The organism is Microbispora sp. H10885 (assembly GCF_014161415.1).
Taxonomy (GTDB): Bacteria; Actinomycetota; Actinomycetes; order Streptosporangiales; family Streptosporangiaceae; genus Microbispora; species Microbispora triticiradicis.
On record NZ_JABBWY010000002.1, the window covers coordinates 137,007 to 150,328 of the forward strand.

The following is a 13,322-nucleotide window of genomic DNA, read 5'->3' on the forward strand; positions in this document are numbered from 1 at the left end:
AATCGATGTCAGTCACTGTCGTCAGCATACGTCACGATGTCAGTGACTGTCATCGCGCTACGATCAGGGCATGGGTCGATGGGAGCCGGACGCGCGTGGCCGGCTGGCGCGGTCGGCGCTGGAGCTCTACGCGGAGCGCGGGTTCGACCAGACCACGGTCGCGGAGATCGCCAGGCGGGCGGGGCTCACGGAGCGGACGTTCTTCCGGCACTTCGCCGACAAGCGCGAGGTGCTGTTCCACGGCTCGCGCGCGCTGGAGGAGCTCCTCGTGAACGCCGTCGCCGGCGCGCCCGAGGCGACGGCGCCGATGGACGCGATCGCCGCGGCCCTCGACGTCGCGGGCGGCATGTTCGAGGAGCGCCGGGAGTACGCGCGGCGGCGTCAGGCCGTCGTCGCAGCGCACGCGGAGCTGCGGGAACGCGAACTGATCAAACTCGCGTCGCTCGCCACGTCCCTCGCCGGGGCGTTGCGCGGGCGTGGCGTGGCCGAGCCGGCCGCGAGCCTGGCGGCGGAGGCGGGCATCGCCGTCTTCAAGATCGCGTTCGAGCGGTGGGCCGGCGACGCCGGCGGCCCGGACCTGCCGCGGCTCATGCGGGAGTCGCTCGACGAGCTGAGGGCCGTCACCGCGGGCGCGTGAGCGCCGGCGGAAGCGGGAGACGGCGCAGGACACCGGAAGGACGGCTCACCGGAAGACGCCGGTGTGGCCGAGCGAGTAGCGGCCGGGCTGCGGATACACGCACAGCCCGTGCGGCCCGGCGCCGACGGGGATGGTGCGGACGACCCTGCCGGTCCGGGTGTCGAAGACGTAGACGACCCCGTGGTAGCGGCCGCTCAGCCACAGCTTGGTGCCGTCGGCCGAGACGCCGCCCATGTCCGGCGAGCCGCCGCCGGGGATCCGCCAGACGTCGACCACCTTCCGCTTCGCGAACGACACGACGGACACCGATCCCTCGCCGCGGTTCGACACGTACAGGTGGCGCGAGTCGCGGCTGGCGTAGAGGCCGTGCGCGCCCCGCCCGGTCGGCATGAACCGGACGACCTCGTACGTCGACGCGTCCACCAGCCACACGCCGTGCCGTTCCATGTCGGCGACGTAGAAGACGCGGCCGTCGGGCGACAGCTTCACGTCCTGCGGCATGCTCATGTGGCCGAGGTGGACCCGGCGGATCAACCTGGGCGTGCGCCAGTCGACGACGACGAGGTCGCCGCTGAACTCGCAGCTGGCCAGGAACACCGAGCCGTCGGCGGTGAAGTCGCCGTGGTTGACGCCACGGCAGGGCAGCGGCAGCGAGCGCAGCCGTTTCATGCTGTGCGGGTCGCGCAGGTCGAGCTGGTTGTTCCGCTCCGCCATGACCAGCGCGTACGCGCCGTCCGGCGAGAAGTACAGGTTGTACGGGTCCTCCACCGGCACCGGGCGGCCCGGTCTGCCGGTGCGGGGGTCGATGGGGGTGAGAGTGTTGCCCCGGTTGTTGTTCACCCACAGGGTCTTCAGGTCCCAGGACGGCACCACGTGCTGCGGAAGCGCCCCGACGGTGAAGTGCCGCACGATCCGGTACGTCTCCGGGTCGATGACGTCGACCGTGCCGCTCTCGCTGTTGGGCACGTACACCAGGGAGCGGAAGCCCCTGACGACCGGGCTCAGCATCCCGGGCCGGTCGGCCGCGTAGACGTCGGCCCGCCCCGCTCCCTCGGGCTCCTGTCTCTCCCGCTCCGGCGGCGCCGCCCCCTGCGACCGCGACGGGGACGGCGGCGGGGACAGCGACGGAGAGGACGGCACGGCTCGGGGCGCGGGCGGCACGGCCGCGCAACCGGCGAGGACGAGCCCCCAGAGGATCGCGTACACCCCGGTCACCGCGACGGTCCTGCGCGGTCCTGTCACCCCTGCTCCCGGGACGCCCGCACGCGTCACCCCCGCACCGGTCACCCCTGCACCAGTCACGCATGCCCCCCGAGATGGCGGGGCGGCGCCCGGCCCCCCGTACGGTCACGGCGACCGGCCGCACGCGGCGGCCGCACGGCGACTGAAGAGACGGCGGCGAGGCGGCTGCGTGGCTGGTCGGCGCGACGCTAACGCCCGCGCGGAGTGGCCCGGAGGGGCTTTGCCCGGTCTTGACCGGCGCCTTCCCGGCTCGCGACGCGCCGTTCACCTGCGCGCGGCCGCCCCTACGACGAGATGGGGACCTCGTGCTCGGCGGTGTGCACGGGAGCGAGACCGGAGAGCCCGGAGATGTCCAGGACGGGGGTAAGCAGCGGGTTGGCGATGAGGGTGATGTGGTCGGCGTGGGCGAACAGGACGCTCAGGCCGGCGCTGTCGAGGTATTCGACGGCGGTCAGGTCCAGCACGAGAGGGCCCGGGATCTTGCCGAGGGCCTCGGCGAGGGCGTCGGTGTTGCTCATGTCGATCTCGCCGGTGGCCGTCAGCAGCGCGGCGCCGTCGGCGCGGCGGCCGGAGGTGAGGGTGAGGGGCGTGGTCATCAGGCGATCCTCGTGTGCATGTCGACGATGGTGCCCGACGGGCCGGGCGTGATGGTGACCTGCTGCATCATGGCGCGCATGAGGGCGACACCGCGCCCGCGGTGGGTGTTCTCCTCGGCCTTGGGGGACTTCCAGCGGCCGGTGTCGGCGACGACGAGGCGCAGGTTGTCCACGAAGGCCTCGGCCCGCAGGCGGACGACGTCGCCGGGGGCGTCGCGGTGACCGTGCTCGATGGCGTTGGCGCACGCCTCACCGGCGGCGACCAGGACGTTCTGGACGGTCTGGGCCGGCAGGTCGCACTGGGCGAGCCAGCTCCGCAACGCCCTGCGGACGGGCGCCAGCTGGGACGACTCGGCGGGGAAGGCCATCTCCAGCGGCGCGGGGTGGCGGTAGAGCAGCAGGGCGACGTCGTCGTCGTAGCCGTCGGCGGGCGCCAGCCGCACCATCACCTGCGTGGCGAGGTCGTCGACGGCGGCGTCCCGGCCGTCCTGCACGGCCCGGCTGGCCTGGTCGATGCCCGCGTTCAGCGGGCTGCGGCGGCGCTCGACCAGGCCGTCGGTGTAGAGCATGAGCGTGGCACGCGCGGGGATGACCGCCTGTCCCTCCGGGCGTGCCGCGCCGGGACGTACGGCCAGGGGGATCGACCGACCGTCTTCGAGCAGGCGGGTGGTGCCGTCGGGGTGGGCGAGGATGCCCGGCGGGTGCCCGGCGCTGGAGTAGGTCAGCACCCCGGTCTCCGGGTCGAGCACGCCGCAGAACACGGTGGTGCACTTCGCGCCGGGGACGCCGGCGGCGAAGTGGTCCAGGGCCATGAGCGTGCGCGCCGGGCTGGCGTCCTGCAGGAGGAGCGCGCGGCACGCGCTGCGCAGTTGTCCCATGACGGCGGCGGCCTCCACGCCGCGCCCGACGCAGTCGCCCACGACGATGCCGATGTTCCCGCCGGGCAGGGCGATGGTGTCGTACCAGTCGCCGCCGACCTCCAGGGGACGGGTGGCGGGCTCGTAGCGGACGGCGAACCCTTCGGGCAGGTCGGCGGGGCCGAGGATGGCGCGCTGCAGCGCGATCGCGGTCTCGCGTTGCTGGTCGATCTGGTGCGCGCGGACGAGCCCCTGGGCGAGGTGCCCGGCGAGCAGCGACAGGAGCAGCTCGTCCTCACGGGAGAAGGGCCGCTGGCCGCCCAGCTCGACCCACAACGCCATCGGGCCGTCCGGGTGCTCCAGCAGCACGCCGACTCCGCCGCCGTCGGCGACCGGCGTCAGCAGGGGCCGGCGGCGCAGGCCGGTGAGGGCCTCGCGGCGTCCGGCGGGCAGCGCGCGCCAGTGCAGCGAGGTGTCGGTGGCGGTCAGGGTGGGGTCGCCCTCGTGCTCGAAGACGGCGGCCAGCACGTGCCGGGCGCGCCAGAGGGTCCGCAGCTCCCCCAGGGCCCCGGACAGCGCCTCGGACAGGCTCCCGGCCTGGGACAGGGACGTGCTGAGGGAGGCGAGGGCGCTCTCCCGCTGGATGGCGTAGTGCTCGGCGGTGACGTCGCGGAAGGTGCCGACGACGACCTGGCGGCCGGTGTCGGGGTCCTGCGCCTTGTTGAAGGTGACGCTGATCCACAGCCGGTGCCCGTCCCGGTGGGTGACGGGGATGGCGTAGCTGCCCTGGCCGGGGCCGACGAGGCCCGCGAAGGCGTCGGCGACCTGCCGGTGGGCGGCGGGGTCGAGCTCGCGGTCCGGCCACCAGGGATGGATCGGCCGGTACGGCAGCCCCTCGGGGCCGTACCCGAGCATCTCGGCGAAGGCGTTGTTGACCTCGACGACCGCGCCGTCCTCGTCGCAGACGAAGAACGCCTCCTGCAGCGAGTCGACCAGCGCGGTGCGCCAGCGGGCCTGGTGGTGGCGCAGCCGCGCCATCTCCATGTTGGCCCGCACCCGCGCGAGCAGCTCCGCGGCGGCGAACGGCTTGACGAGGTAGTCGTCGGCGCCGGCCTGCAGACCCTCGATCGACGCCTCCTGGCCGGCCCGCGCCGACAGCAGCAGCACGGGGACGGCCGCGGTGCGCGGATCGGCCCGCAACGCCGCGACCAGCGCCAGGCCGTCCAGGCGGGGCATCATCACGTCGCTCACCACGAGGTCGGGGGCGTCGGCGCGGATGGCGTCCAGCGCGTCCTGCCCGTCGCCGACGGTGTCGACGTGGTAACCCGCACCCGTGAGGAGCCGGACGAGATATCCGCGCATGTCGGCGTTGTCGTCGGCCACCAGCACCCGCGCCGGGGCGCCCGCGGGGCGGGCGGCGGAGGGGTCCTGGGCGGTCAGCTCCATGGTGTCCCCGCCGGACGCCGCGGCGGCGTCGTCCGCGGGCAGCCAGCGCAGGGCCTCCTGGACGTAGGGGTCCGCGGTGGCGGACGCCATGCTGCCGCCGGCGGTCGTCGTGATCGCCTCGGCGGGCAGGTGCGCGACGCCGAACGGCAGGCGGATGGTGAAGCGGGTGCCCTCGCCCTCGGCGCTCTCGGCCGTGATGGTGCCGCCGTGCAGGCCGACGAGCTCCTGCACGAGAGCCAGGCCGATGCCGCTGCCCTCGTTCGAGCGCGAACGGGCGTTCTCGATGCGGTGGAACCGCTCGAACAGCCGCGGCACCTCGTCGGCCGGGACCCCGATGCCCGTGTCGGTGACGGTCACCACCGCGCGGCCGTCCTCCCCGCGCACCGACACGCCGACCGAGCCCTCGAAGGTGAACTTCAGCGCGTTGCTGAGCAGGTTGAGGACCACCTTCTCCCACATGCCGCGGTCGATGTAGACCGGCTCGTCCAGGGGACGGCAGTCGACCTCGAAGTCCAGGCCCGCCTTGTCGATGGCGGAGCGGAAGAGGCTGGCCAGCTCGGCGGTGACCGCGGCCAGGTCGACGGGCTCGTAGCCGGCCTGCATCCGGCCGGCCTCGATGCGGGAGAAGTCGAGCAGGGTGTTGACGAGCTTGCCCAGCCGCAACCCGTTGCGGCGGATGGCCTCGAGCTCCTCGCGCACCTGCGGGTCGGCTCCCTGCAGGCGGTTACGCAGCTCCTCCACCGGGCCCATGATCAAAGTCAGCGGGGTGCGGAACTCGTGGCTGATGTTGGAGAAGAAGACGGTCTTCGCCCGGTCGAGCTCGGCCAGCTCCTCGGCCCGCCGCTGCTGCGCCTGGTAGCTGCGGGCGCTCGCGATGCCCGCGGCGACGTGCCCGGCGGCCAGTTCCAGGAACCCGCGGTAGCCCTCGTCGAGGAGCCGGTACCGGTTGAGCGCGGCCACCAGGAACCCGTACGGCGCGCTGCCCTGCTGGAGCAGCGGCACCAGCAGCGCCTGAACGGGCGGCTCCGGCCAGTCACCGGACGGCAGCCCGGCGAACCCGGCGGCGTCGAGCTCCACGAGCACCGACTCCCCCCGGGCCGGCGCCGCCATGGGCCACACCGCCTCGCCGGAGTCGCGGGCGGGCAGGGTCAGGGGGGCGGCCGGGTGCCCGGCGGAGATGCCGGTCACGCCCGCCAGCCGCGCGCCGCCGTCGTCCTGGAAGAGATAGGTCAGCGTGAACGGGAGGTCGCGCCGGTTGTTGCCGAGCTGACGGCAGGTGAAGGCCAGCATCTCCTGCTCGGTGCGGACCACGCTGGGGTCGGAGCCGAGATCGCGCAGGGTGGCCATGCGGCGCTCGCCGACCACCCGCTCGGTGTCCTCCATGACGACGCACAACATGCCGACCACGGCGCCGGAGTCGTCGCGCAGCGGGCTGTAGGAGAACGTGTGATAGCTCTCCTCCGGGTAGCCGGACCGCTCGAGGAACAGCAGCAGCGCCTCGTCCCAGGTGGCCTGTCCCGTGGCGAGCACGGTGCCGATCCGGGGACCGATGTCGTCCCAGATCTCCGCCCACACCTCGCTGGCCGGCCGGCCCAGCGCCCACGGGTACTTGCGCCCCAGGGTGTCGCGGCGGTAGGCGGCGTTGCAGAAGAAGGTGAGCTCCGGGCCCCACGCCATCCACATGGAGAACCGGGACGACAGCAGGATGCTCACCGCGGTCCGCAGGCTCTGCGGCCACTCGTCCGGCGGTCCGAGGGGAGTCGCCCGCCAGTCCACCTTCGCGAGGTCCCGGCCGATCTCCTCGTCGGCGGTGAACACGTCGGCGCCGGTCGCCGTCACCGGCTCGGCGTCGTCACTGAGCGCCACTACGCCACCCCTTCGTAAGCGCCGGCCCGGCCACTGCTCGCCCGGTCGCGGTCGCCGCGTCCGTCACCGCGTCTCACGGCCCGCCCAACCCTGGAGCAGTTCGATGACGTGACGGAGAGGATAGGTCAACCGCCCGTCAAGAGGCCAACCGGGGTCTCTTTCCGGACCGCCGGGACGCGTTCGCGGCCGCCGAGGGCCCGCTCCCCCATCAGTTCGGCGGTGACGATTGACGCAAAAACCCTTAATCCCTACTGTGTTACTAGGTTTCCGTCACCTGGAGCGCCCGATGACCAAGCAGATCCATCTCGCCGCGCACTTCCCGGGCGTGAACAACACGACCGTCTGGTCCGATCCCGCGTCGGGCAGCCAGATCGACTTCGAGTCGTTCCGCCACCTGGCCCGGACCGCCGAACGGGGCAAGTTCGACTTCTTCTTCCTGGCGGAGGGACTGCGGCTGCGCGAGGCGAAGGGCCGCATCCACGACCTCGACGTCGTGGGCCGTCCGGAGTCCCTGACCGTCCTCGCCGCGCTGGCCGCCGTCACCACCCACCTGGGACTGGCCGCGACGGTGAACTCCACCTTCAACGAACCGTACGAGGTGGCCAGAAGACTGGCGTCGCTCGACCATCTGAGCGGCGGCCGGGCCGCGTGGAACGTGGTGACCAGCTTCGACGCCTTCACCGGCGAGAACTTCCGCCGCGGCGGCTTCCTGGACGAGTCCGACCGGTACAGCCGGGCGAAGGAGTTCCTGGAGACCGCCAGGGAGCTGTGGGACTCCTGGGCCCCCGACGCGGTGGCCGCGGACCCGGAGGCGGGGCGGTTCCTGCGGCCCGGCGGCGTCACCGCCTTCCGGCACCAGGGCCGGCACTTCGACATCTCGGGGCTGTTCAACGTGCCCAGGGGCCCGCAGGGCCACCCGGTGATCATCCAGGCCGGCGACTCCGACGAGGGCCGCGAGTTCGCCGCGTCCTCGGCCGACGTGATCTTCAGCAGGCACAGCAGGCTGGAGGAGGGCCGCGCCTTCTACCGGGACGTCAAGCGCCGGCTCGCCGCGTACGGCCGGCGGCCGGAGGACCTGAAGATCCTCCCCGCGGTGACGTACGTGCTCGGCGACACCGACGCGGAGGCGGCGGAACGGGCCGCCGAGATCCGCCGCGCGCAGGTCGGCCCGCAGACCGCGATCTACTTCCTGGAGGCCGTCTGGGGGCGCGACCTGTCGGCGTACGACCCGGACGGCCCGCTGCCCGACATCGAGCCCGACCTGGAGGAGGGCGTGACCAGGGGGCACGCGGCCTTCCGCCGCGACCGCGGCGAGGTGGTGGCCAAGTGGCGCGCCCTCGCCGAGGAGAAGAACCTGTCGATCCGGGAGCTCGCCATCGAGGTCTCCTCGCCGCAGACCTTCATCGGCACGCCGCGCGCGGTCGCCGACGAGATCGACCACTTCGTGCAGACCGACGCCGCCGACGGCTTCATCTTCGTGCCCCACCTGACCCCGGGCGGGCTGGACGACCTGGTCGACAAGGTCGTCCCGCTGCTGCAGGAGAAGGGCGTCTTCCGGACCGAGTACACCGGGCCCACCCTCCGCGACCACCTCGGCCTCGCCCCGCGCGACCCGGCCTCCGGTGACTCCGCCCCCCGTGACCTGGGCACCCGTGACTCCGCCCTCCGCGACCTGCCCCTCCGCGACCCGGCCGCCCCCGTGCCGGCCCCCCGTACGAAGGAGAACCGATGACCCTGCACCTCGCCGTCGCACTGGACGGGGCCGGCTGGCACCCGGCCGCCTGGCGGGCCGAGGGCGCGCGACCGGACCGGCTGTTCACCCTCGCCTACTGGGCGGACCTCGCCGCGGAGGCCGAGCGCGGTCTGCTCGACTTCGTCACCTTCGAAGACGCGCTCGGCCTGCAGTCGACCCGCCTGAACGAACCCGACGAGCGGCTCGACCAGGTGCGCGGACGGCTCGACGCCGTGCTGATCGCCTCCGCCGTCGCACCGCTGACCTCGCGGATCGGCCTCGTGCCCACCACCGGCACGACCCACACCGAGCCGTTCCACGTCGCGATCGGCATCGCCTCCCTCGATCACATCAGCGGCGGCCGGGCCGGCTGGCGGCCCCAGGTCTCGGGCCGCCCCGACCACGCCGCGCACTTCGGCCGCCGGGTCCTGCCTCCGCTGGACTTCTCCGACCGCGCCGATCCCGCCTTCACCCGGCACGTGGCGGACCTGCTCGGCGAGGCCGCCGACGCGGTGGAGGTGGTCCGCCGCCTGTGGGACAGCTGGGAGGACGACGCCGAGATCAGGGACGTCGCGACCGGCCGGTTCGTCGACCGCGACAAGCTGCACTACATCGACTTCCGCGGCGCCTGGTTCAGCGTGAAGGGTCCCTCGATCACGCCGCGCCCGCCGCAGGGGCAGCCGCTGGTCACCTCCCTCGCCCACGACAGGCAGCCGTACGAGTTCGCCGCCCGGGCCTCCGACGTCGTGTACGTCACGCCGCGGGACCGGGAGGACGCCTCCGCGATCGTCGAGCAGGTGCGCGCCGCCGAGGCCGCGACCGGCCGGGCCGGGCCGCCGTTGAAGATCTTCGCGGACCTGGTGGTCTTCCTGGAGACCGGCGGCGCGGCCGACCGGAAGGCGCGGCTCGACGACCTCGACGGGGGCGAGTTCGTCTCGGACGCCCACATCTTCACCGGCACCCCGGAGGCGCTCGCCCGCCTGCTGCTGAGCTGGCGGGAGGCGGGGCTGGACGGATTCCGCCTCCGGCCGGGCGAGCTGCCCCGCGACCTGGTGGCGATCACCAGGGGCCTGGTGCCCGAACTGCGGGCGGCGGGCGCGTTCCGCACCGCGTACGACACCGGGGACCTGCGCGGGCGGCTCGGCCTGACGCGCCCCGCCAACCGCTACGCGACGGCGTCGTGAGCGGCGTCACCGCTCCGGGCGGCCCTGCGCGGCTCGCGGGCGGGGAGGTGGTCCGGGCGTGAAGTTCCTGGCCATGACGCTCGGGTTCCACCTGCCGCATCCGCTGACCGGCGAGCTCAGGTCTCCGACGGAGCGCTTCCGCGAGATCGTGGCGAGCGCGGTGCTCGCCGAGGAACTCGGCTTCGACGGCTTCGCCTTCGGGGAACGGCACGAGCGGCCGTTCCTGTCCTCGTCCCCGCCCGTGGTGCTGAGCCACGTCGCGGCGCTGACCCGCCGGATCAGGTTGTTCACCGCGGTGACCACGCTCAGCCTGCTCGACCCCGTGCGGGCGTTCGAGGACTACTCGACCCTCGACCATCTGTCCGGCGGGCGCCTGGAGCTGATGATCGGCAAGGGCAACGGCACCGCCCAGGCGGAGCTGTTCCACGTCACCGGCGAGGACCAGTGGGACCGCAACCGCGAGGGCTACGAGCTCTTCCGGCGGCTCTGGCGGGAGGACCGGGTGACCTGGTCGGGCCGCTTCCGGCCGCCCCTGGCCGAGGCCGAGGTGCTCCCCCGGCCGCTCCAGCGGCCGGTGCGGGTCTGGCACGGCAGCGCCACCAGCAGGGAGTCGGTGGACCTCGCCGCCCGATACGGCGACCCCCTCTTCTCCGCCAACGTCACCAATCCCGTCGAGCCGTACGCCGAACTGGTGCGGTACTACCGGGAGCGGTGGGAGCACTACGGACACGACCCGGCCGGCGCGCTGGTGGGAGCGGGCAGCGCGGGCTACTACGCCACACCGAGATCGCAGGACGCCGTCGAGACCTACCGGCCCATCTTCGACGCCCGGGTGGCGTTCCTGGAGAAGCGGGGGCTCGACCCGGTGTTCCACACGCTGGAGGACGCCGTCGAACGCAGCTCCATCCTCGTCGGCAGCCCCCAGCAGATCATCGACAAGGTGCACCGCTACCACGAGCGGCTCGGCCACGAGGTGTTGCACGTGCAGGCGGAGGCCGACGGGCTGACCGGCGCGCAGCACCGGGCGTCGCTCGAACTGTTCCAGAGCGACATCGCTCCCGTCCTGCGCGCGGAGATCCCCAGCAGGCCGTTCCCCACCGGAGGACCCGCATGACCCGCCTGTCTGTTCTCGACCTCGCTCCGATCTCCTCCGGAGCCACCGCGCGGGACGCCCTGCGCAACACCGTCGACCTCGCCCGCCGGGCGGAGGACGCCGGATACCACCGCTACTGGCTGGCCGAGCACCACCTCACCCCCGGCGTGGCGAGCTCCGCGCCCGCGGTCCTCATCGGCGCGGTGGCCGCGGCCACCCGCCGCATCCGGGTCGGCTCCGGCGCGGTCCAGCTCGGCCACCAGACCCCGCTCACCGTGGTGGAGCAGTTCGGCACCCTGGACGCGCTGCATCCCGGCCGCATCGACCTGGGCCTCGGCCGCTCAGGCCAGCGCGCCCGGGAACTGCTCACCACCCCGCCGGCCGCGCCCCAGCCCGCCGATCCTCAGCCCGCCGACCCGCCTGCCCCGGGGGCGCGGACGGTCCGGGGCCTGCTGATCCCGCCGCCGTTCTCGTTCGCCGCACTCGCCAAGCACCCGCTGTTCGCCCTGGCCGGCGCGCTGCTGCAGCAGCCCGGCGCACAGACGCCCGACTTCGCCGTCCAGGTCGACGAGATCATCGCGCTGCTCGCCGGCCGCTACCGCTCCGACGAGGGGCACGAGGCGCACGCCCAGCCCGGGGAGGGCGCCGAGGTGGAGCTGTGGGTCCTGGGCAGCAGCGGCGGCCAGAGCGCGCAGGTCGCGGCCGAGCGCGGGCTGCCCTTCGCGGCGAACTACCACGTGAGCCCGGCCACCGTGCTGGAGGCGGTCGAGGCCTACCGGGACGCCTTCAAGCCGTCCCGGGACTATCCCGAGCCGCACGTCATGGTGTCCGCCGACGTCCTGGTCGCGCCCACCGAGGAGGAGGCCCGCCGCGCGGGCGAGCCGTACGGGCTGTGGGTGCGCAGCATCCGGTCCGGCGGGGGCGCCGTCCGGTATCCCTCTCCCGAGGAGGCGTATGCCCACGAGTGGAGCGAGGAGGACCGGGCACTCGTCGCGGACCGGGTGGACACCCGGTTCGCGGGCACCCCCGAGAAGGTGGTGGAGGGGCTGCGCGTGCTGAAGGAGGCGACGGGCGCGGACGAGCTCCTGGTGACCACGATCACGCACGACCACGCCGACCGCGTCCGCTCCCAGGACCTGCTCGCCGAGGCGTGGGCGGACGCCGGCGTCTGAGCGCCGGGCTCGCCGGCCGCGGCCTCGCTGACGTCGAGCCCGGCCGGCGCCTCCTACGCCACGTCGGGCCGCGTCATCAGCGGCGACCGCAGATGCGACACCAGATCGGGGCTGGTCAGGGGCACGATGTTCCACGTCGCCACCGCCGTTTCCGCGCCGGCGTCGACCACCAGCCGGACCCGGTGCGGGGTGGTGATGACGTAGAGGTCGGCGACGAACGTGTCGCCCTGCCAGGCGCCGGTCGCGACGACGGGGCGGCCGAGCGGCGAGCTCTCCCGCCATCCGCCGTGGCCGGCCTCTACGGCGAGGAACGACCCGAATCGCAGGAGCCATCCACCGTCCACCGGATCGACGGTCACCGTGGTTCCGCCGGGCAGGGCCGAACCCTCGGCGGAGGCGTCGATTCTCGCCTCGGCGGAGCGCTCCGGGGCGGCCGCACCCGGCACCGGCGCGAGTGACAGCCGCCGCAGCCGGTCGGCGAGGATCTCGTCGTCCCCGGCGCTTCCCGCGTGGCCGGTGCCGGGGAGCAGGCACTCCCATATCGCGTCGAGCACCGCCTGCGCCTGCGTATGGGCCCCGGTCACGGCGACCACGAGATCGTGCGACGGCACGACCACGCACTGCTGGCCGAAGGAGCCGTCACCGTGGTATCCGTGACGCGACATCCAGAACTGGTAACCGTAACCGCAGAGGTAGTCGGCGTCCCCCGATCCGTCCTCGAACGGCAGGGTGTCGACGTGCCGTCCGGTCGCGAGCTCCACCCATTCGCGCGGGACGAGCCGCCGGTCGCCCCAGAGGCCTCCGCGCAGCAGCAGTTCACCGAAGGCGGCGACGGCCTCGGTCGTGAGGTGCAGTCCGTGGAATCCGAAGGCGGCGCCGCTCGCCACCCGGTCCCATTCGGCGTGGTCCACGCCCATCGGCCCGAAGAGGCGCTCGTCGAGCAGTTCCGGGAGGCCGCGGCCCGTGACCCGTTCCACCATCCGGGCCAGGACGAAGGTGGTCGTGTTGTCGTAGGTGTGCCGTGTTCCCTCGGCTTCGGTGAACGGCACGCGCAGGAAGCCCTTCACCAGGTCGCCCGGTTCCAGTTCCCAGGCCTGGGCGAGGCTGTCCGTGCGGTGCCCGGCCGTCATGGACAGCAGGTGGTGAACGGTGAGGCGGCGTGCCTGCTCCGGGATGCCGGCCGGAACGTGGCCGGGCAGCACGTCCACCACCCGGTCGTCCCGCGAGAGCAGCCCGTCGGCGATCGCGAGCCCCACGGCGACCGAGGTGAACGACTTGGTCAGCGAGTAGAGGAGGTGCGGGCGTCCGGCCGAGTACGGCGCCCACCAGCCTTCGGCGACGACGTGACCGTGGTGGACGACCATGACGGAGTGGCACTCGGCGGATCGCGCCTCCAGCCGGTCCAGCAGCGCGGCGACCGCGCGGGACGACATCCCCGAGGCGGCCGGGGTCGAACGCGGCAGGAGGGTGCGCTGGGAGGGCATCCGCGCACCCTAA

9 protein-coding genes are annotated in these 13,322 nt (G+C 73.5%); 5 read left to right on the forward strand and 4 right to left on the reverse strand.

Annotation, left to right across the window (positions count from 1 at the left end; all coding sequences use genetic code 11):
- Nucleotides 1-70 precede the first annotated feature (70 nt).
- Nucleotides 71-637: a TetR family transcriptional regulator gene (locus HHX37_RS05710; protein WP_182884747.1), complete on the forward strand. Its 567-nt coding sequence runs from the start codon at nucleotides 71-73 to the stop codon at nucleotides 635-637.
- A gap of 45 nt (nucleotides 638-682) precedes the next feature.
- On the opposite strand, the gene HHX37_RS05715 is transcribed toward HHX37_RS05710, so the two are convergent.
- From HHX37_RS05715 to HHX37_RS05725, 3 genes are all read right to left on the reverse strand, one after another.
- Nucleotides 683-1,879, reverse strand: a complete 1,197-nt coding sequence (locus HHX37_RS05715; protein WP_220498892.1) for a hypothetical protein — start codon at nucleotides 1,877-1,879, stop codon at nucleotides 683-685.
- A gap of 284 nt (nucleotides 1,880-2,163) precedes the next feature.
- Nucleotides 2,164-2,475, reverse strand: a complete 312-nt coding sequence (locus HHX37_RS05720) for an STAS domain-containing protein (protein WP_182884748.1) — start codon at nucleotides 2,473-2,475, stop codon at nucleotides 2,164-2,166.
- Nucleotides 2,475-6,644, reverse strand: a complete 4,170-nt coding sequence (locus HHX37_RS05725; protein WP_182884749.1) for a SpoIIE family protein phosphatase — start codon at nucleotides 6,642-6,644, stop codon at nucleotides 2,475-2,477. The genes HHX37_RS05720 and HHX37_RS05725 overlap by 1 nt, the downstream gene beginning before the upstream one ends.
- A gap of 286 nt (nucleotides 6,645-6,930) precedes the next feature.
- Here HHX37_RS05725 and HHX37_RS05730 point away from each other — a divergent pair, with 286 nt between their 5' ends.
- Genes HHX37_RS05730 through HHX37_RS05745 form a run of 4 tightly spaced genes read left to right on the forward strand, consistent with a single transcriptional unit; the run spans nucleotide 6,931 to nucleotide 11,825 of the window.
- The gene (locus HHX37_RS05730) at nucleotides 6,931-8,376 is read left to right on the forward strand and encodes an NtaA/DmoA family FMN-dependent monooxygenase (protein ID WP_111699779.1); all 1,446 of its coding nucleotides are present in this window, start codon (nucleotides 6,931-6,933) and stop codon (nucleotides 8,374-8,376) included.
- The gene (locus HHX37_RS05735) at nucleotides 8,373-9,560 is read left to right on the forward strand and encodes an LLM class flavin-dependent oxidoreductase (protein WP_182884750.1); all 1,188 of its coding nucleotides are present in this window, start codon (nucleotides 8,373-8,375) and stop codon (nucleotides 9,558-9,560) included. The genes HHX37_RS05730 and HHX37_RS05735 overlap by 4 nt, the downstream gene beginning before the upstream one ends.
- Before the next feature lie 58 nt (nucleotides 9,561-9,618).
- The gene (locus HHX37_RS05740; RefSeq protein ID WP_182880283.1) at nucleotides 9,619-10,674 is read left to right on the forward strand and encodes an LLM class flavin-dependent oxidoreductase; all 1,056 of its coding nucleotides are present in this window, start codon (nucleotides 9,619-9,621) and stop codon (nucleotides 10,672-10,674) included.
- A complete protein-coding gene (locus HHX37_RS05745) occupies nucleotides 10,671-11,825 on the forward strand; it encodes an LLM class flavin-dependent oxidoreductase (protein ID WP_182884751.1) in 1,155 nt (384 codons plus the stop codon). The genes HHX37_RS05740 and HHX37_RS05745 overlap by 4 nt, the downstream gene beginning before the upstream one ends.
- Nucleotides 11,826-11,878: 53 nt before the next feature.
- On the opposite strand, the gene HHX37_RS05750 is transcribed toward HHX37_RS05745, so the two are convergent.
- Nucleotides 11,879-13,309 (reverse strand): serine hydrolase domain-containing protein, encoded by a 1,431-nt coding sequence (locus HHX37_RS05750; protein WP_182884752.1) that lies wholly within the window; start codon nucleotides 13,307-13,309, stop codon nucleotides 11,879-11,881.
- Between the last annotated feature and the right edge of the window lie 13 nt (nucleotides 13,310-13,322).